This window comes from Roseivivax sp. THAF197b, assembly GCF_009363255.1.
In the GTDB taxonomy this organism is placed as follows: domain Bacteria; phylum Pseudomonadota; class Alphaproteobacteria; order Rhodobacterales; family Rhodobacteraceae; genus Roseivivax.
The window spans coordinates 65,532-84,228 of sequence record NZ_CP045321.1 but is presented as its reverse complement, the minus strand read 5'-3'; the positions used below and the strand labels follow the sequence as shown (position 1 = coordinate 84,228).

At 65.0% G+C, this 18,697-nt stretch carries 13 protein-coding genes and 2 pseudogenes; 13 read left to right on the top strand and 2 right to left on the bottom strand.

What is annotated here, in order from left to right; genetic code table 11:
• Window positions 1–134: 134 nt before the first annotated feature.
• Entirely contained in the window at window positions 135–1,016 is an 882-nt protein-coding gene (locus FIV09_RS20065) for a recombinase family protein (RefSeq protein ID WP_090525067.1), read from the bottom strand.
• 60 nt (window positions 1,017–1,076) lie between these two features.
• Window positions 1,077–2,168, bottom strand: a pseudogene (locus tag FIV09_RS20675) (tyrosine-type recombinase/integrase).
• Between the two features lie 239 nt (window positions 2,169–2,407).
• On the opposite strand from FIV09_RS20675, the pseudogene FIV09_RS20785 reads away from it, so the two are divergent.
• The 13 genes and pseudogenes from FIV09_RS20785 to FIV09_RS20010 form a co-directional block, all read left to right on the top strand.
• Window positions 2,408–3,316: pseudogene (locus FIV09_RS20785) on the top strand (hypothetical protein); the annotation flags it as partial.
• 111 nt (window positions 3,317–3,427) lie between these two features.
• Window positions 3,428–4,066 carry an Ig-like domain-containing protein gene (locus FIV09_RS20780; RefSeq protein WP_172975808.1) on the top strand — a complete coding sequence of 213 codons (639 nt, stop codon included), beginning with the start codon at window positions 3,428–3,430 and terminating at the stop codon, window positions 4,064–4,066.
• Window positions 4,063–6,609, top strand: coding sequence for an Ig-like domain-containing protein (locus FIV09_RS20050; RefSeq protein WP_152453413.1), 2,547 nt, complete (start codon window positions 4,063–4,065; stop codon window positions 6,607–6,609). The genes FIV09_RS20780 and FIV09_RS20050 overlap by 4 nt, the downstream gene beginning before the upstream one ends.
• Window positions 6,606–8,516 carry an Ig-like domain-containing protein gene (locus FIV09_RS20045; RefSeq protein ID WP_152453411.1) on the top strand — a complete coding sequence of 637 codons (1,911 nt, stop codon included), beginning with the start codon at window positions 6,606–6,608 and terminating at the stop codon, window positions 8,514–8,516. Before FIV09_RS20050 ends, FIV09_RS20045 begins: the two co-directional genes overlap by 4 nt.
• Window positions 8,513–10,741: an Ig-like domain-containing protein gene (locus FIV09_RS20040; RefSeq protein ID WP_152453409.1), complete on the top strand. Its 2,229-nt coding sequence runs from the start codon at window positions 8,513–8,515 to the stop codon at window positions 10,739–10,741. The genes FIV09_RS20045 and FIV09_RS20040 overlap by 4 nt, the downstream gene beginning before the upstream one ends.
• Window positions 10,738–11,058, top strand: coding sequence for an Ig-like domain-containing protein (locus FIV09_RS20520; protein ID WP_152453403.1), 321 nt, complete (start codon window positions 10,738–10,740; stop codon window positions 11,056–11,058). The genes FIV09_RS20040 and FIV09_RS20520 overlap by 4 nt, the downstream gene beginning before the upstream one ends.
• The gene (locus FIV09_RS20035) at window positions 11,055–12,011 is read left to right on the top strand and encodes an Ig-like domain-containing protein (protein WP_172975809.1); all 957 of its coding nucleotides are present in this window, start codon (window positions 11,055–11,057) and stop codon (window positions 12,009–12,011) included. Before FIV09_RS20520 ends, FIV09_RS20035 begins: the two co-directional genes overlap by 4 nt.
• Window positions 12,008–12,964, top strand: a complete 957-nt coding sequence (locus tag FIV09_RS20030) for an Ig-like domain-containing protein (RefSeq protein WP_152453405.1) — start codon at window positions 12,008–12,010, stop codon at window positions 12,962–12,964. The genes FIV09_RS20035 and FIV09_RS20030 overlap by 4 nt, the downstream gene beginning before the upstream one ends.
• On the top strand, window positions 12,961–13,281 hold the full coding sequence (locus FIV09_RS20025) for an Ig-like domain-containing protein (protein WP_152453403.1): 321 nt from the start codon (window positions 12,961–12,963) through the stop codon (window positions 13,279–13,281). Before FIV09_RS20030 ends, FIV09_RS20025 begins: the two co-directional genes overlap by 4 nt.
• Complete coding sequence (locus FIV09_RS20515) at window positions 13,278–13,598, top strand: Ig-like domain-containing protein (RefSeq protein ID WP_152453403.1); 321 nt, start codon at window positions 13,278–13,280, stop codon at window positions 13,596–13,598. Before FIV09_RS20025 ends, FIV09_RS20515 begins: the two co-directional genes overlap by 4 nt.
• Window positions 13,595–14,233 carry an Ig-like domain-containing protein gene (locus FIV09_RS20020; protein ID WP_172975808.1) on the top strand — a complete coding sequence of 213 codons (639 nt, stop codon included), beginning with the start codon at window positions 13,595–13,597 and terminating at the stop codon, window positions 14,231–14,233. The genes FIV09_RS20515 and FIV09_RS20020 overlap by 4 nt, the downstream gene beginning before the upstream one ends.
• Complete coding sequence (locus tag FIV09_RS20015; RefSeq protein WP_152453399.1) at window positions 14,230–15,186, top strand: Ig-like domain-containing protein; 957 nt, start codon at window positions 14,230–14,232, stop codon at window positions 15,184–15,186. The genes FIV09_RS20020 and FIV09_RS20015 overlap by 4 nt, the downstream gene beginning before the upstream one ends.
• Window positions 15,183–18,407 (top strand): OmpA family protein, encoded by a 3,225-nt coding sequence (locus tag FIV09_RS20010; protein WP_152453397.1) that lies wholly within the window; start codon window positions 15,183–15,185, stop codon window positions 18,405–18,407. The genes FIV09_RS20015 and FIV09_RS20010 overlap by 4 nt, the downstream gene beginning before the upstream one ends.
• Window positions 18,408–18,697: the final 290 nt, after the last annotated feature.

Sequence of the window (18,697 nt, the reverse complement as noted above, 5' to 3'; positions counted from 1 at the left end):
GTCTGCCCCGATCCGTGGGCGCGTTTTTTATGTGACCGCGCGTTATTTTTCGAGACTATTGCCCGAGCAGCCAGATTCGTGCAAGCACTTTCTAGATTTAGTGGCAATCTGTTAGGCCAACACAAGTGTCGTGTTCAGAGGAGCCCCAACTTTTCCGCACGCTCAAGCAGCATTTTGACCGAAGACGGCTGCCAGCTGGTGCGCCCTCGAGGGGTGCGCTCACGCATCGATTCCAGCCGGTCGCAGATCGCCTGCAGTGTTATTTCGGGGTCCGAGCCTTTGATGGCAGCCACGATAGCCGGCAGGCGGTCATCGGTTTCGCGGCGTCCGGCGCGGCCAAGCACAGCATCTGGTAGAAACCCGTCGCGGACATAGGCTTTCACAGCACGGAGTAGGCGGCTTTGGGTCCAGTGCCGGTCGTGGGGCAGGGGGCCATTAATGATTCGCAAAACATCTTCCCAGGCCATATCCGGCCGCAGGCGTCGCACGTGGGGCACCCAATCCTGCGCGGTTTCGTTCAGGCGCTCCATGTAGCCGTCCTGTCGTGCCAGCCACACCTTGCGCAGCGCGGCGGGGTCTTTGGTGCGAAGCCCAGGATTGCCACCAACGCGGCCCTTGGCGCGCGCAGAGACAAGCCCGGCCTTCGTGCGCTCACGTATCAGCGCGCGTTCGAACTCCGCCGCGGCGCCCAGAACCTGCAATGTGAATTTTCCTTGAGGGGAGGCGGTGTCGATGGGGTCCTGCAGCGAGCGGAAGAAAGCTCCCTTGGCCTCCAGACGCTCGATCACCTCCAGTAAGTGCGACAGAGACCGCGCAAGCCGGTCGATCCGCACGACGACCAGCGTATCGCCGCTCTGGACGCGTTCGAGCACCCGCGTGAGCACAGGACGCGCGCGATTGCCGCCTGAGGCGTGCTCTTCAAAGATCTCGGCACAGCCCGCCGATTGCAGCGCCTCGGACTGGGGCAGGGGGGTCTGATCCTCTGTGGAAACGCGGGCATAGCCTATCAGGGGCATGAAATCTGGCCGTTTGCAATTTTATGTATCACTAATAAACGACCGCTTGCGGACTGAAGGCTATAGGCGGGCGGACTTGGTCAGGTTCCGCCGGAACCGATCTCGGAGGCGCTGGTAGCGACGTGTCATCTTGGCCGAAGTGTGGCCAAGCTGTTTCCGGACACAGCGCTCGTCGACCTCGGCTGAACTCGCGAGACTGGCGCGCAGCGAGTGACCGGAAAACAGCGCCAAACGGTTCGCCTGCGGTAGGTCGGCCCGGATGTCGGCGTCCAGAACGGTGCGTTTGATCAAACGCGACGTGTTTATCGTTGAGCCGCGTTTCGAGTGCGTTGTTGCCGTCCCGCGAGGTGGCAACGAAGACCGGACAGAAAACGATCCTGGCGAAGTGCAGCCATCGCTGGAGGGCGTGGACCGGGCAGCCCTGTTCCTTGGAGCCGCGGCCGATCTCGACTTCGCGCCGGCCGCTATTTGCATTGAGGGTGAGAAGAGCACCCTTCTTCAGGATCTCGACCCATCCGCCACTGTCTGGCGTGTCGTCCTTACCCACATCGAGGGTCACGATTTCTGTGCGACGAAGGCCGCCAGCGTAGCCAATCAAAAGGAACGCGCGATCTCGCAGCCCGCGCAGAACGAAAGGAAGGGTGGCGACCATCGCGAGGATGTATTCGGCGAGAATTACGGCCTTCTGGACTGGCGGGCGCGCGTGTCTCTGGATTATTCCAGCCAGGACAGTCGCGATGTGGCGGTCCTTGCGATCTAGAGTGAGGCCCCGCTGCGCGTAGGTCCAGGCGAGACCCGAGAGGCGGCGGTCAATCGTGCTGACAGCGAGGGCAGGGGAGGGGCCCGACCCGGCCGCCAGGTCCGCGAGATAGTGTCCGGTCATCTCTGGGGATGGGGGCAGTGGCTCCGCGCCTTTCATGCGGCACCAGCGTGCGAAGTGAGCCCAGTCCTTGGTTAAGGCCTTGATCGCGTTCTCGGAAGCCGCAGCCTGGGCGTAATCGCGCGGTGTCGAAAAGGCGACCCAGCGTGCCCGACCCGGCGACATGGGCGGGCAGGGCGATGTTATTGCCTGCCTTTTGCTCTCTCGTCGCCGCTCGCATCATCGAGCGCACCGGAGGGCGCTGATGTCGATTTGTCGGTCTTTGAATCTATCGCTTTCCCTGAAAATTCGCTGATTTTGAGACTGTGTCGCAGTATATCTCTTCACGTCCGATAAGGGAACTTCATAGGACTTGCAGCGCCGGAAATCCGCCGCTTTGCGTGTGCGGAAATGCAACACGAGCATGACAAAAATTCTGCTGCCAAATGGTGCGTTCTCAAGTCATCTCAGGTTGCCTTAAGACGGCGGAAAAACTTTTCAGAAGACGCACACGGCATTTGAGGCGGCATAGATGATCTCTACAGGTTTGAGGAAGCTTATGAAGGTGGCACTGGGGCTACTCTTCCAAAGCGTCTTGTTCACGATTTCATTCGTGACCGTAGCATTGGCTCAGTCCTTCTCGGTGAGCTCGGTCCCCAATGATGACACCGTCATCATGTCGGATGGGAACGGCAATACTATAACAATTACAGGCACTCCATCTCCTGCGGCGTGCTTCAGCTCAGATGCATCTGGTAGAGTCACTGTGAACGCTGGCAGTGGAGTTGGTTGTGCTGCTGGTCAAACGGTTGCGATGCAGTTCCGAACAAATGGCTTTTTTATTCGCCAAATCGGATTTCTGGACATGGACGACTTCGACGGCAGCGCGTCCAGAGATGCTTTTTCGGCAAGCGTTCCAGGCACGTGGTCCAACTTGAATGGGATGGAAGTTAACAGCTTTGCGTCACCTCCAGCTTATGCCAATCAAGTTGCGCGGCTGAGTTCTGCTGGCGGAGTAGGTACATTTGTCACCGGTCCAGACGGCGTGAACAACCCGACGGACGGCCAAGCAAGCTTTAGTCCCTCAACTCCGACGGATGCATTTACCATTTACTATGACGATGTTGAGGGGACTCAAAATGTTCGCGCATTCTTTGATTTCTCCTCTCCTGTACCTGTAACAATCAGCGCCCCTACCGCAGTAGATGATATTTCTAACAACAACACAGCTGATGCGATAGTCACTGTCTCTGTTCTAGCCAACGACGTGGAAAATGATTTTCCAATCGATCCAACAACCGTAGTACTTACAGGAACAGGAGCGCCTGCGGGCTCGATACTTGCTGCGGATGGAAAGACGCTCTCGGTTCCAAATGAAGGTGTCTGGGTTGTCAATCCTATCACAGGTGACGTCACCTTTACTCCCGAGGCTGGGTTTGCATCCGATCCAACCGTTGCACCGTACATCGTTTCGGATACGAATGGAGCACCGTCCGCAGCGGCAGACATCTCGATCAGTTACGATTTTCTCCCGACCGCCGTCGATGACACTGTGACGGGCCTGCCCACCAACACACCGGCCGTGGCCGATGTCCTGGGCAATGACAGCGACCCAGATGGCACGCTCGATCCGGCCACCGTTCAGATCGCGGGCACCGCGGCTGCGGGCGACGACCTGATCGTCCCGGGCGAGGGCACCTGGTCGGTGGATACCACCACCGGCGAGATCACCTTCACCCCCGAGGCGGGCTTCACCGCCGACCCGACGCCGATCACCTACACGGTCGCGGACAATGACGGTAACGTCTCGAACCCGGCCTCGGTCGCGCTCGACTTCGACGCGCAGTCGCCGACCGCCGTCGATGACACCGTGACGGGCCTGCCCACCAACACACCGGCCGTGGCCGATGTCCTGGGCAATGACAGCGACCCAGATGGCACGCTCGATCCGGCCACCGTTCAGATCGCGGGCACCGCGGCTGCGGGCGACGACCTGATCGTCCCGGGCGAGGGCACCTGGTCGGTGGATACCACCACCGGCGAGATCACCTTCACCCCGAGGCGGGCTTCACCGCCGACCCGACGCCGATCACCTACACGGTCGCGGACAATGACGGTAACGTCTCGAACCCGGCCTCGGTCGCGCTCGACTTCGACGCGCAGTCGCCGACCGCCGTCGATGACACCGTGACGGGCCTGCCCACCAACACACCGGCCGTGGCCGATGTCCTGGGCAATGACAGCGACCCAGATGGCACGCTCGATCCGGCCACCGTTCAGATCGCGGGCACCGCGGCTGCGGGCGACGACCTGATCGTCCCGGGCGAGGGCACCTGGTCGGTGGATACCACCACCGGCGAGATCACCTTCACCCCCGAGGCGGGCTTCACCGCCGACCCGACGCCGATCACCTACACGGTCGCGGACAATGACGGTAACGTCTCGAACCCGGCCTCGGTCGCGCTCGACTTCGACGCGCAGTCGCCGACCGCCGTCGATGACACTGTGACGGGCCTGCCCACCAACACACCGGCCGTGGCCGATGTCCTGGGCAATGACAGCGACCCAGATGGCACGCTCGATCCGGCCACCGTTCAGATCGCGGGCACCGCGGCTGCGGGCGACGACCTGATCGTCCCGGGCGAGGGCACCTGGTCGGTGGATACCACCACCGGCGAGATCACCTTCACTCCCGAGGCGGGCTTCACCGCCGACCCGACGCCGATCACCTACACGGTCGCGGACAATGACGGTAACGTCTCGAACCCGGCCTCGGTCGCGCTCGACTTCGACGCGCAGTCGCCGACCGCCGTCGATGACACCGTGACGGGCCTGCCCACCAACACACCGGCCGTGGCCGATGTCCTGGGCAATGACAGCGACCCAGATGGCACGCTCGATCCGGCCACCGTTCAGATCGCGGGCACCGCGGCTGCGGGCGACGACCTGATCGTCCCGGGCGAGGGCACCTGGTCGGTGGATACCACCACCGGCGAGATCACCTTCACCCCCGAGGCGGGCTTCACCGCCGACCCGACGCCGATCACCTACACGGTCGCGGACAATGACGGTAACGTCTCGAACCCGGCCTCGGTCGCGCTCGACTTCGACGCGCAGTCGCCGACCGCCGTCGATGACACCGTGACGGGCCTGCCCACCAACACACCGGCCGTGGCCGATGTCCTGGGCAATGACAGCGACCCAGATGGCACGCTCGATCCGGCCACCGTTCAGATCGCGGGCACCGCGGCTGCGGGCGACGACCTGATCGTCCCGGGCGAGGGCACCTGGTCGGTGGATACCACCACCGGCGAGATCACCTTCACTCCCGAGGCGGGCTTCACCGCCGACCCGACGCCGATCACCTACACGGTCGCGGACAATGACGGTAACGTCTCGAACCCGGCCTCGGTCGCGCTCGACTTCGACGCGCAGTCGCCGACCGCCGTCGATGACACCGTGACGGGCCTGCCCACCAACACACCGGCCGTGGCCGATGTCCTGGGCAATGACAGCGACCCAGATGGCACGCTCGATCCGGCCACCGTTCAGATCGCGGGCACCGCGGCTGCGGGCGACGACCTGATCGTCCCGGGCGAGGGCACCTGGTCGGTGGATACCACCACCGGCGAGATCACCTTCACTCCCGAGGCGGGCTTCACCGCCGACCCGACGCCGATCACCTACACGGTCGCGGACAATGACGGTAACGTCTCGAACCCGGCCTCGGTCGCGCTCGACTTCGACGCGCAGTCGCCGACCGCCGTCGATGACACCGTGACGGGCCTGCCCACCAACACACCGGCCGTGGCCGATGTCCTGGGCAATGACAGCGACCCAGATGGCACGCTCGATCCGGCCACCGTTCAGATCGCGGGCACCGCGGCTGCGGGCGACGACCTGATCGTCCCGGGCGAGGGCACCTGGTCGGTGGATACCACCACCGGCGAGATCACCTTCACTCCCGAGGCGGGCTTCACCGCCGACCCGACGCCGATCACCTACACGGTCGCGGACAATGACGGTAACGTCTCGAACCCGGCCTCGGTCGCGCTCGACTTCGACGCGCAGTCGCCGACCGCCGTCGATGACACCGTGACGGGCCTGCCCACCAACACACCGGCCGTGGCCGATGTCCTGGGCAATGACAGCGACCCAGATGGCACGCTCGATCCGGCCACCGTTCAGATCGCGGGCACCGCGGCTGCGGGCGACGACCTGATCGTCCCGGGCGAGGGCACCTGGTCGGTGGATACCACCACCGGCGAGATCACCTTCACTCCCGAGGCGGGCTTCACCGCCGACCCGACGCCGATCACCTACACGGTCGCGGACAATGACGGTAACGTCTCGAACCCGGCCTCGGTCGCGCTCGACTTCGACGCGCAGTCGCCGACCGCCGTCGATGACACTGTGACGGGCCTGCCCACCAACACACCGGCCGTGGCCGATGTCCTGGGCAATGACAGCGACCCAGATGGCACGCTCGATCCGGCCACCGTTCAGATCGCGGGCACCGCGGCTGCGGGCGACGACCTGATCGTCCCGGGCGAGGGCACCTGGTCGGTGGATACCACCACCGGCGAGATCACCTTCACCCCGAGGCGGGCTTCACCGCCGACCCGACGCCGATCACCTACACGGTCGCGGACAATGACGGTAACGTCTCGAACCCGGCCTCGGTCGCGCTCGACTTCGACGCGCAGTCGCCGACCGCCGTCGATGACACCGTGACGGGCCTGCCCACCAACACACCGGCCGTGGCCGATGTCCTGGGCAATGACAGCGACCCAGATGGCACGCTCGATCCGGCCACCGTTCAGATCGCGGGCACCGCGGCTGCGGGCGACGACCTGATCGTCCCGGGCGAGGGCACCTGGTCGGTGGATACCACCACCGGCGAGATCACCTTCACTCCCGAGGCGGGCTTCACCGCCGACCCGACGCCGATCACCTACACGGTCGCGGACAATGACGGTAACGTCTCGAACCCGGCCTCGGTCGCGCTCGACTTCGACGCGCAGTCGCCGACCGCCGTCGATGACACCGTGACGGGCCTGCCCACCAACACACCGGCCGTGGCCGATGTCCTGGGCAATGACAGCGACCCAGATGGCACGCTCGATCCGGCCACCGTTCAGATCGCGGGCACCGCGGCTGCGGGCGACGACCTGATCGTCCCGGGCGAGGGCACCTGGTCGGTGGATACCACCACCGGCGAGATCACCTTCACTCCCGAGGCGGGCTTCACCGCCGACCCGACGCCGATCACCTACACGGTCGCGGACAATGACGGTAACGTCTCGAACCCGGCCTCGGTCGCGCTCGACTTCGACGCGCAGTCGCCGACCGCCGTCGATGACACTGTGACGGGCCTGCCCACCAACACACCGGCCGTGGCCGATGTCCTGGGCAATGACAGCGACCCAGATGGCACGCTCGATCCGGCCACCGTTCAGATCGCGGGCACCGCGGCTGCGGGCGACGACCTGATCGTCCCGGGCGAGGGCACCTGGTCGGTGGATACCACCACCGGCGAGATCACCTTCACTCCCGAGGCGGGCTTCACCGCCGACCCGACGCCGATCACCTACACGGTCGCGGACAATGACGGTAACGTCTCGAACCCGGCCTCGGTCGCGCTCGACTTCGACGCGCAGTCGCCGACCGCCGTCGATGACACCGTGACGGGCCTGCCCACCAACACACCGGCCGTGGCCGATGTCCTGGGCAATGACAGCGACCCAGATGGCACGCTCGATCCGGCCACCGTTCAGATCGCGGGCACCGCGGCTGCGGGCGACGACCTGATCGTCCCGGGCGAGGGCACCTGGTCGGTGGATACCACCACCGGCGAGATCACCTTCACTCCCGAGGCGGGCTTCACCGCCGACCCGACGCCGATCACCTACACGGTCGCGGACAATGACGGTAACGTCTCGAACCCGGCCTCGGTCGCGCTCGACTTCGACGCGCAGTCGCCGACCGCCGTCGATGACACCGTGACGGGCCTGCCCACCAACACACCGGCCGTGGCCGATGTCCTGGGCAATGACAGCGACCCAGATGGCACGCTCGATCCGGCCACCGTTCAGATCGCGGGCACCGCGGCTGCGGGCGACGACCTGATCGTCCCGGGCGAGGGCACCTGGTCGGTGGATACCACCACCGGCGAGATCACCTTCACTCCCGAGGCGGGCTTCACCGCCGACCCGACGCCGATCACCTACACGGTCGCGGACAATGACGGTAACGTCTCGAACCCGGCCTCGGTCGCGCTCGACTTCGACGCGCAGTCGCCGACCGCCGTCGATGACACCGTGACGGGCCTGCCCACCAACACACCGGCCGTGGCCGATGTCCTGGGCAATGACAGCGACCCAGATGGCACGCTCGATCCGGCCACCGTTCAGATCGCGGGCACCGCGGCTGCGGGCGACGACCTGATCGTCCCGGGCGAGGGCACCTGGTCGGTGGATACCACCACCGGCGAGATCACCTTCACCCCGAGGCGGGCTTCACCGCCGACCCGACGCCGATCACCTACACGGTCGCGGACAATGACGGTAACGTCTCGAACCCGGCCTCGGTCGCGCTCGACTTCGACGCGCAGTCGCCGACCGCCGTCGATGACACCGTGACGGGCCTGCCCACCAACACACCGGCCGTGGCCGATGTCCTGGGCAATGACAGCGACCCAGATGGCACGCTCGATCCGGCCACCGTTCAGATCGCGGGCACCGCGGCTGCGGGCGACGACCTGATCGTCCCGGGCGAGGGCACCTGGTCGGTGGATACCACCACCGGCGAGATCACCTTCACTCCCGAGGCGGGCTTCACCGCCGACCCGACGCCGATCACCTACACGGTCGCGGACAATGACGGTAACGTCTCGAACCCGGCCTCGGTCGCGCTCGACTTCGACGCGCAGTCGCCGACCGCCGTCGATGACACCGTGACGGGCCTGCCCACCAACACACCGGCCGTGGCCGATGTCCTGGGCAATGACAGCGACCCAGATGGCACGCTCGATCCGGCCACCGTTCAGATCGCGGGCACCGCGGCTGCGGGCGACGACCTGATCGTCCCGGGCGAGGGCACCTGGTCGGTGGATACCACCACCGGCGAGATCACCTTCACTCCCGAGGCGGGCTTCACCGCCGACCCGACGCCGATCACCTACACGGTCGCGGACAATGACGGTAACGTCTCGAACCCGGCCTCGGTCGCGCTCGACTTCGACGCGCAGTCGCCGACCGCCGTCGATGACACCGTGACGGGCCTGCCCACCAACACACCGGCCGTGGCCGATGTCCTGGGCAATGACAGCGACCCAGATGGCACGCTCGATCCGGCCACCGTTCAGATCGCGGGCACCGCGGCTGCGGGCGACGACCTGATCGTCCCGGGCGAGGGCACCTGGTCGGTGGATACCACCACCGGCGAGATCACCTTCACTCCCGAGGCGGGCTTCACCGCCGACCCGACGCCGATCACCTACACGGTCGCGGACAATGACGGTAACGTCTCGAACCCGGCCTCGGTCGCGCTCGACTTCGACGCGCAGTCGCCGACCGCCGTCGATGACACTGTGACGGGCCTGCCCACCAACACACCGGCCGTGGCCGATGTCCTGGGCAATGACAGCGACCCAGATGGCACGCTCGATCCGGCCACCGTTCAGATCGCGGGCACCGCGGCTGCGGGCGACGACCTGATCGTCCCGGGCGAGGGCACCTGGTCGGTGGATACCACCACCGGCGAGATCACCTTCACTCCCGAGGCGGGCTTCACCGCCGACCCGACGCCGATCACCTACACGGTCGCGGACAATGACGGTAACGTCTCGAACCCGGCCTCGGTCGCGCTCGACTTCGACGCGCAGTCGCCGACCGCCGTCGATGACACCGTGACGGGCCTGCCCACCAACACACCGGCCGTGGCCGATGTCCTGGGCAATGACAGCGACCCAGATGGCACGCTCGATCCGGCCACCGTTCAGATCGCGGGCACCGCGGCTGCGGGCGACGACCTGATCGTCCCGGGCGAGGGCACCTGGTCGGTGGATACCACCACCGGCGAGATCACCTTCACTCCCGAGGCGGGCTTCACCGCCGACCCGACGCCGATCACCTACACGGTCGCGGACAATGACGGTAACGTCTCGAACCCGGCCTCGGTCGCGCTCGACTTCGACGCGCAGTCGCCGACCGCCGTCGATGACACTGTGACGGGCCTGCCCACCAACACACCGGCCGTGGCCGATGTCCTGGGCAATGACAGCGACCCAGATGGCACGCTCGATCCGGCCACCGTTCAGATCGCGGGCACCGCGGCTGCGGGCGACGACCTGATCGTCCCGGGCGAGGGCACCTGGTCGGTGGATACCACCACCGGCGAGATCACCTTCACTCCCGAGGCGGGCTTCACCGCCGACCCGACGCCGATCACCTACACGGTCGCGGACAATGACGGTAACGTCTCGAACCCGGCCTCGGTCGCGCTCGACTTCGACGCGCAGTCGCCGACCGCCGTCGATGACACCGTGACGGGCCTGCCCACCAACACACCGGCCGTGGCCGATGTCCTGGGCAATGACAGCGACCCAGATGGCACGCTCGATCCGGCCACCGTTCAGATCGCGGGCACCGCGGCTGCGGGCGACGACCTGATCGTCCCGGGCGAGGGCACCTGGTCGGTGGATACCACCACCGGCGAGATCACCTTCACCCCGAGGCGGGCTTCACCGCCGACCCGACGCCGATCACCTACACGGTCGCGGACAATGACGGTAACGTCTCGAACCCGGCCTCGGTCGCGCTCGACTTCGACGCGCAGTCGCCGACCGCCGTCGATGACACCGTGACGGGCCTGCCCACCAACACACCGGCCGTGGCCGATGTCCTGGGCAATGACAGCGACCCAGATGGCACGCTCGATCCGGCCACCGTTCAGATCGCGGGCACCGCGGCTGCGGGCGACGACCTGATCGTCCCGGGCGAGGGCACCTGGTCGGTGGATACCACCACCGGCGAGATCACCTTCACCCCGAGGCGGGCTTCACCGCCGACCCGACGCCGATCACCTACACGGTCGCGGACAATGACGGTAACGTCTCGAACCCGGCCTCGGTCGCGCTCGACTTCGACGCGCAGTCGCCGACCGCCGTCGATGACACCGTGACGGGCCTGCCCACCAACACACCGGCCGTGGCCGATGTCCTGGGCAATGACAGCGACCCAGATGGCACGCCTCGATCCGGCCACCGTTCAGATCGCGGGCACCGCGGCTGCGGGCGACGACCTGATCGTCCCGGGCGAGGGCACCTGGTCGGTGGATACCACCACCGGCGAGATCACCTTCACCCCGAGGCGGGCTTCACCGCCGACCCGACGCCGATCACCTACACGGTCGCGGACAATGACGGTAACGTCTCGAACCCGGCCTCGGTCGCGCTCGACTTCGACGCGCAGTCGCCGACCGCCGTCGATGACACCGTGACGGGCCTGCCCACCAACACACCGGCCGTGGCCGATGTCCTGGGCAATGACAGCGACCCAGATGGCACGCTCGATCCGGCCACCGTTCAGATCGCGGGCACCGCGGCTGCGGGCGACGACCTGATCGTCCCGGGCGAGGGCACCTGGTCGGTGGATACCACCACCGGCGAGATCACCTTCACTCCCGAGGCGGGCTTCACCGCCGACCCGACGCCGATCACCTACACGGTCGCGGACAATGACGGTAACGTCTCGAACCCGGCCTCGGTCGCGCTCGACTTCGACGCGCAGTCGCCGACCGCCGTCGATGACACCGTGACGGGCCTGCCCACCAACACACCGGCCGTGGCCGATGTCCTGGGCAATGACAGCGACCCAGATGGCACGCTCGATCCGGCCACCGTTCAGATCGCGGGCACCGCGGCTGCGGGCGACGACCTGATCGTCCCGGGCGAGGGCACCTGGTCGGTGGATACCACCACCGGCGAGATCACCTTCACCCCGAGGCGGGCTTCACCGCCGACCCGACGCCGATCACCTACACGGTCGCGGACAATGACGGTAACGTCTCGAACCCGGCCTCGGTCGCGCTCGACTTCGACGCGCAGTCGCCGACCGCCGTCGATGACACCGTGACGGGCCTGCCCACCAACACACCGGCCGTGGCCGATGTCCTGGGCAATGACAGCGACCCAGATGGCACGCTCGATCCGGCCACCGTTCAGATCGCGGGCACCGCGGCTGCGGGCGACGACCTGATCGTCCCGGGCGAGGGCACCTGGTCGGTGGATACCACCACCGGCGAGATCACCTTCACCCCCGAGGCGGGCTTCACCGCCGACCCGACGCCGATCACCTACACGGTCGCGGACAATGACGGTAACGTCTCGAACCCGGCCTCGGTCGCGCTCGACTTCGACGCGCAGTCGCCGACCGCCGTCGATGACACCGTGACGGGCCTGCCCACCAACACACCGGCCGTGGCCGATGTCCTGGGCAATGACAGCGACCCAGATGGCACGCTCGATCCGGCCACCGTTCAGATCGCGGGCACCGCGGCTGCGGGCGACGACCTGATCGTCCCGGGCGAGGGCACCTGGTCGGTGGATACCACCACCGGCGAGATCACCTTCACTCCCGAGGCGGGCTTCACCGCCGACCCGACGCCGATCACCTACACGGTCGCGGACAATGACGGTAACGTCTCGAACCCGGCCTCGGTCGCGCTCGACTTCGACGCGCAGTCGCCGACCGCCGTCGATGACACCGTGACGGGCCTGCCCACCAACACACCGGCCGTGGCCGATGTCCTGGGCAATGACAGCGACCCAGATGGCACGCTCGATCCGGCCACCGTTCAGATCGCGGGCACCGCGGCTGCGGGCGACGACCTGATCGTCCCGGGCGAGGGCACCTGGTCGGTGGATACCACCACCGGCGAGATCACCTTCACCCCGAGGCGGGCTTCACCGCCGACCCGACGCCGATCACCTACACGGTCGCGGACAATGACGGTAACGTCTCGAACCCGGCCTCGGTCGCGCTCGACTTCGACGCGCAGTCGCCGACCGCCGTCGATGACACCGTGACGGGCCTGCCCACCAACACACCGGCCGTGGCCGATGTCCTGGGCAATGACAGCGACCCAGATGGCACGCTCGATCCGGCCACCGTTCAGATCGCGGGCACCGCGGCTGCGGGCGACGACCTGATCGTCCCGGGCGAGGGCACCTGGTCGGTGGATACCACCACCGGCGAGATCACCTTCACCCCGAGGCGGGCTTCACCGCCGACCCGACGCCGATCACCTACACGGTCGCGGACAATGACGGTAACGTCTCGAACCCGGCCTCGGTCGCGCTCGACTTCGACGCGCAGTCGCCGACCGCCGTCGATGACACCGTGACGGGCCTGCCCACCAACACACCGGCCGTGGCCGATGTCCTGGGCAATGACAGCGACCCAGATGGCACGCTCGATCCGGCCACCGTTCAGATCGCGGGCACCGCGGCTGCGGGCGACGACCTGATCGTCCCGGGCGAGGGCACCTGGTCGGTGGATACCACCACCGGCGAGATCACCTTCACCCCGAGGCGGGCTTCACCGCCGACCCGACGCCGATCACCTACACGGTCGCGGACAATGACGGTAACGTCTCGAACCCGGCCTCGGTCGCGCTCGACTTCGACGCGCAGTCGCCGACCGCCGTCGATGACACCGTGACGGGCCTGCCCACCAACACACCGGCCGTGGCCGATGTCCTGGGCAATGACAGCGACCCAGATGGCACGCTCGATCCGGCCACCGTTCAGATCGCGGGCACCGCGGCTGCGGGCGACGACCTGATCGTCCCGGGCGAGGGCACCTGGTCGGTGGATACCACCACCGGCGAGATCACCTTCACTCCCGAGGCGGGCTTCACCGCCGACCCGACGCCGATCACCTACACGGTCGCGGACAATGACGGTAACGTCTCGAACCCGGCCTCGGTCGCGCTCGACTTCGACGCGCAGTCGCCGACCGCCGTCGATGACACTGTGACGGGCCTGCCCACCAACACACCGGCCGTGGCCGATGTCCTGGGCAATGACAGCGACCCAGATGGCACGCTCGATCCGGCCACCGTTCAGATCGCGGGCACCGCGGCTGCGGGCGACGACCTGATCGTCCCGGGCGAGGGCACCTGGTCGGTGGATACCACCACCGGCGAGATCACCTTCACCCCGAGGCGGGCTTCACCGCCGACCCGACGCCGATCACCTACACGGTCGCGGACAATGACGGTAACGTCTCGAACCCGGCCTCGGTCGCGCTCGACTTCGACGCGCAGTCGCCGACCGCCGTCGATGACACCGTGACGGGCCTGCCCACCAACACACCGGCCGTGGCCGATGTCCTGGGCAATGACAGCGACCCAGATGGCACGCTCGATCCGGCCACCGTTCAGATCGCGGGCACCGCGGCTGCGGGCGACGACCTGATCGTCCCGGGCGAGGGCACCTGGTCGGTGGATACCACCACCGGCGAGATCACCTTCACTCCCGAGGCGGGCTTCACCGCCGACCCGACGCCGATCACCTACACGGTCGCGGACAATGACGGTAACGTCTCGAACCCGGCCTCGGTCGCGCTCGACTTCGACGCGCAGTCGCCGACCGCCGTCGATGACACCGTGACGGGCCTGCCCACCAACACACCGGCCGTGGCCGATGTCCTGGGCAATGACAGCGACCCAGATGGCACGCTCGATCCGGCCACCGTTCAGATCGCGGGCACCGCGGCTGCGGGCGACGACCTGATCGTCCCGGGCGAGGGCACCTGGTCGGTGGATACCACCACCGGCGAGATCAACTTCACTCCCGAGGCGGGCTTCACCGCCGACCCGACGCCGATCACCTACACGGTCGCGGACAATGACGGTAACGTCTCGAACCCGGCCTCGGTCGCGCTCGACTTCGACGCGCAGTCGCCGACCGCCGTCGATGACACTGTGACGGGCCTGCCCACCAACACACCGGCCGTGGCCGATGTCCTGGGCAATGACAGCGACCCAGATGGCACGCTCGATCCGGCCACCGTTCAGATCGCGGGCACCGCGGCTGCGGGCGACGACCTGATCGTCCCGGGCGAGGGCACCTGGTCGGTGGATACCACCACCGGCGAGATCACCTTCACCCCGAGGCGGGCTTCACCGCCGACCCGACGCCGATCACCTACACGGTCGCGGACAATGACGGTAACGTCTCGAACCCGGCCTCGGTCGCGCTCGACTTCGACGCGCAGTCGCCGACCGCCGTCGATGACACCGTGACGGGCCTGCCCACCAACACACCGGCCGTGGCCGATGTCCTGGGCAATGACAGCGACCCAGATGGCACGCTCGATCCGGCCACCGTTCAGATCGCGGGCACCGCGGCTGCGGGCGACGACCTGATCGTCCCGGGCGAGGGCACCTGGTCGGTGGATACCACCACCGGCGAGATCACCTTCACTCCCGAGGCGGGCTTCACCGCCGACCCGACGCCGATCACCTACACGGTCGCGGACAATGACGGTAACGTCTCGAACCCGGCCTCGGTCGCGCTCGACTTCGACGCGCAGTCGCCGACCGCCGTCGATGACACCGTGACGGGCCTGCCCACCAACACACCGGCCGTGGCCGATGTCCTGGGCAATGACAGCGACCCAGATGGCACGCTCGATCCGGCCACCGTTCAGATCGCGGGCACCGCGGCTGCGGGCGACGACCTGATCGTCCCGGGCGAGGGCACCTGGTCGGTGGATACCACCACCGGCGAGATCACCTTCACCCCCGAGGCGGGCTTCACCGCCGACCCGACGCCGATCACCTACACGGTCGCGGACAATGACGGTAACGTCTCGAACCCGGCCTCGGTCGCGCTCGATTACGATCAACTCCCGAGCATTACGCTTTCAAAATCCGCAACGCTGGATAATGGTGGTGATGGTGTTGCCAGTGTTGGTGACTTGATCACCTACACCTTCACCGTGACAAATACGGGCAATGTGACGCTCACCGGCGTGACCGTCAGCGACCCGCTTGTTCCAATCATTGGAGGCCCGATCGATCTTGCTCCCGGGGCTTCGGATGCGAATACCTTCCGGGCGAGTTACGAGCTGACACAGGATGATATCGACAATGGTAGTGTGACGAACACGGCCCGGGTCACTGCAGAGGATCCGGATGGCGCGGCTGTCTCAAGCCTGTCCGACGATCCGTCGGATCTATCGGATCGTGACAGCGATGGCGACGGAAACCCCGATGACCCGACTGTGACGCCGCTTCCGGATGCGCCTGGCATTGCCCTTGTCAAGCAGGCGACCGTTGCCGACACGAACGGATCTGGTGTGACTGATGCCGGTGACGTGATCACCTACACATTCGATGTGACGAATACAGGAAACGTGACCCTGAGTTCCATTGATGTAGATGATCCGCTTCTCGGCGGAGTCATTGGTACGATTGCCGGGCCATTGGCGCCAGGTGCAACAGACAGCTCCCTGACTGCGACCTATACGATCGTTCAATCCGACGTAGATGCAGGATCTGTGAATAACACGGCCATTGCGTCGGGCGATACACCGACCGCTGCGGCGGCTGTCAGCGATATTTCCGGATCTCTGAACAGCAACAACGATCCAACGATCCTTCGGATTCTGAGTTTGCCCGAGCTTTCAACGTCTCTCAGCGTTGACATCACTCAAGTTACAAATCCGAATGTCGGGGATATCCTCACCTACACACTGGTCGTTACGAACACCGGCAACGTGGTTCTGAGCCCGGTTAATCTTTCGGATGAATTGGGTGTGGGTGCGGACGTTGTTCCGGCTTTGGCGCCGGGCGAGTCCGTGACGCTCACATTCACATATGCGCTCACCTATGAGGATATTCGGAGCGGGTCCGTCACAAACGTCGCACAGGCACTTGGCCAAAGCTCGGCAGGCGCAAACGCAAGCTCGACCTCAAATGAGGTTGCGACAATGATCGGTCTCGATCTAGTTGGCCAGATCAAGGACGAGCTGGAGCAGATTCTTGAGGATGACCTGCGGGAAACCACAACCAAACAGTCGATGTTATTCGAAGATATCGCTGGTGGTGCACGCGACCGTCTTGCGGCCCTGTTGCCGGACCGCTGTGTAGCCGCGTTGAATGATGAGGTGCGCAGACAGCCCATCTTGTTCGACACGGCGAGCGCTGTGATCAGGGATGAAAGCGCGGCCCTTCTGGATCGTCTGGCACGCATCATGGGGTCTTGTGAAAGCGCCCGCATCGAAATCGGCGGGCACACAGACTTCCGCGGCGGTAAGGACTACAATCTCGATCTTAGCCACCGTCGTGTGAACGCGGTGCTCGAAGCCTTGCGAAAGCGTAATGTCAATGTCGATCGTCTCATGGCGGTCGGATATGGTGAGAACTTGCCGATCGCAGATAACAGCACCCCCGAAGGCATGGCGATGAACCGCCGGGTCGAGTTCAGAGTTATCCAGCGGAGTGCACAAGAGATCGCGGAGAACATGCCCTGCGGAGTGATTACGCCTTTCGACGTTGCAGGCTCTGCGGAGGCCGGTGCCGCCGGTCTCAACACGAAGGGAACTTTTGGCGGTGAAACCTATGATTGCTTCACTGGCGAACGTCAGATCATTCGTGGCGATTTCAGCCTGAGCGACACGGATGATTTGGGAATGCAGGCAGCACTCTCCGCAACTTGGCAATACGAACGCTTGGTTGGCGCCGAGCATCTGCGGGGCTATTTCCTTGGCCTCTACGGCAGCCAGACGAGTGTGCTTTCCGGTCGCGCAGATGGCAATATCACAGGAATCGGAGGATTTGGTGGACTCTACGGAGCAAAAGCTTTCAACCAGAGCAGATTGATCTTGGACTATTATGCTGCTGGCTCCATCGGCCGTCATGACTATGACCTGACTTTCTCGAATACCGCGCCTACGGACATCGACGCGGATGGACGCTACGACTACTGGGCTTTGTTCGGTGGATTGTCCGTTTCGGGCGAGCGGGAATACGAAAGCTTTACTCTGGTGCCACGTTTCGGAGCACATTTGCGTTATGCCTCAGCATTAAATGCGAACGTGACCGCTTCAATTCCAGGTTACAATGAAAGCTCGACACTGAGTCTCGAGGATCAAAGCGGGATACGCTTCCTGGGAGAATTGGATTTTGCGTTTGGTGACACAGATCCGTACTCAGGCGAGGAACGATACTCTCAAACGACAATCTTCGCCCCGGGCATATACTGTGATGCCACTTTTGGTGCTGACCATGGTTCGATTTGTGGCATACGAGGTGGTGTTGAACTGGTTCGCACGGACGCGCTCAACGGGACGTCCTGGGGCTTCGAAGCCAACTTGGAGGTCGATAGCAACGCACGTAGAAGCTCCATGGGCGCCTTCTATGAACGACGGCTAGGAGCTGTCGGCAGCTTAAACTTTGGCATCGATTTAATTGACACAATGAGACCGAGCGTGACAGGGAACCTCGAAGTCAAATTCTAAGCTTAGAATTCATGTGACTAGATGACGTTACCGGCAGAAGCGACGGTAGAACAGACAGCTATAGGGCATTTGGAGCATCAAACGGCGTCAAAGCTTGAGCAGGAAAACGTGCGCTTAAGAAGATCGTTGCCGATCTTTCGCTGGACAGTAACCGACGACCTCGTCGCACCTTCCCGCGCCTGGTCTGATCTGAGATCGGCCCGTTCATGAACTAACCTGCCACAGAATTCTTGCTGCACCGTCCATTAAAGTCCGGCCCAACCTTGATGTGCTGCCCAACGCGCCCTCGG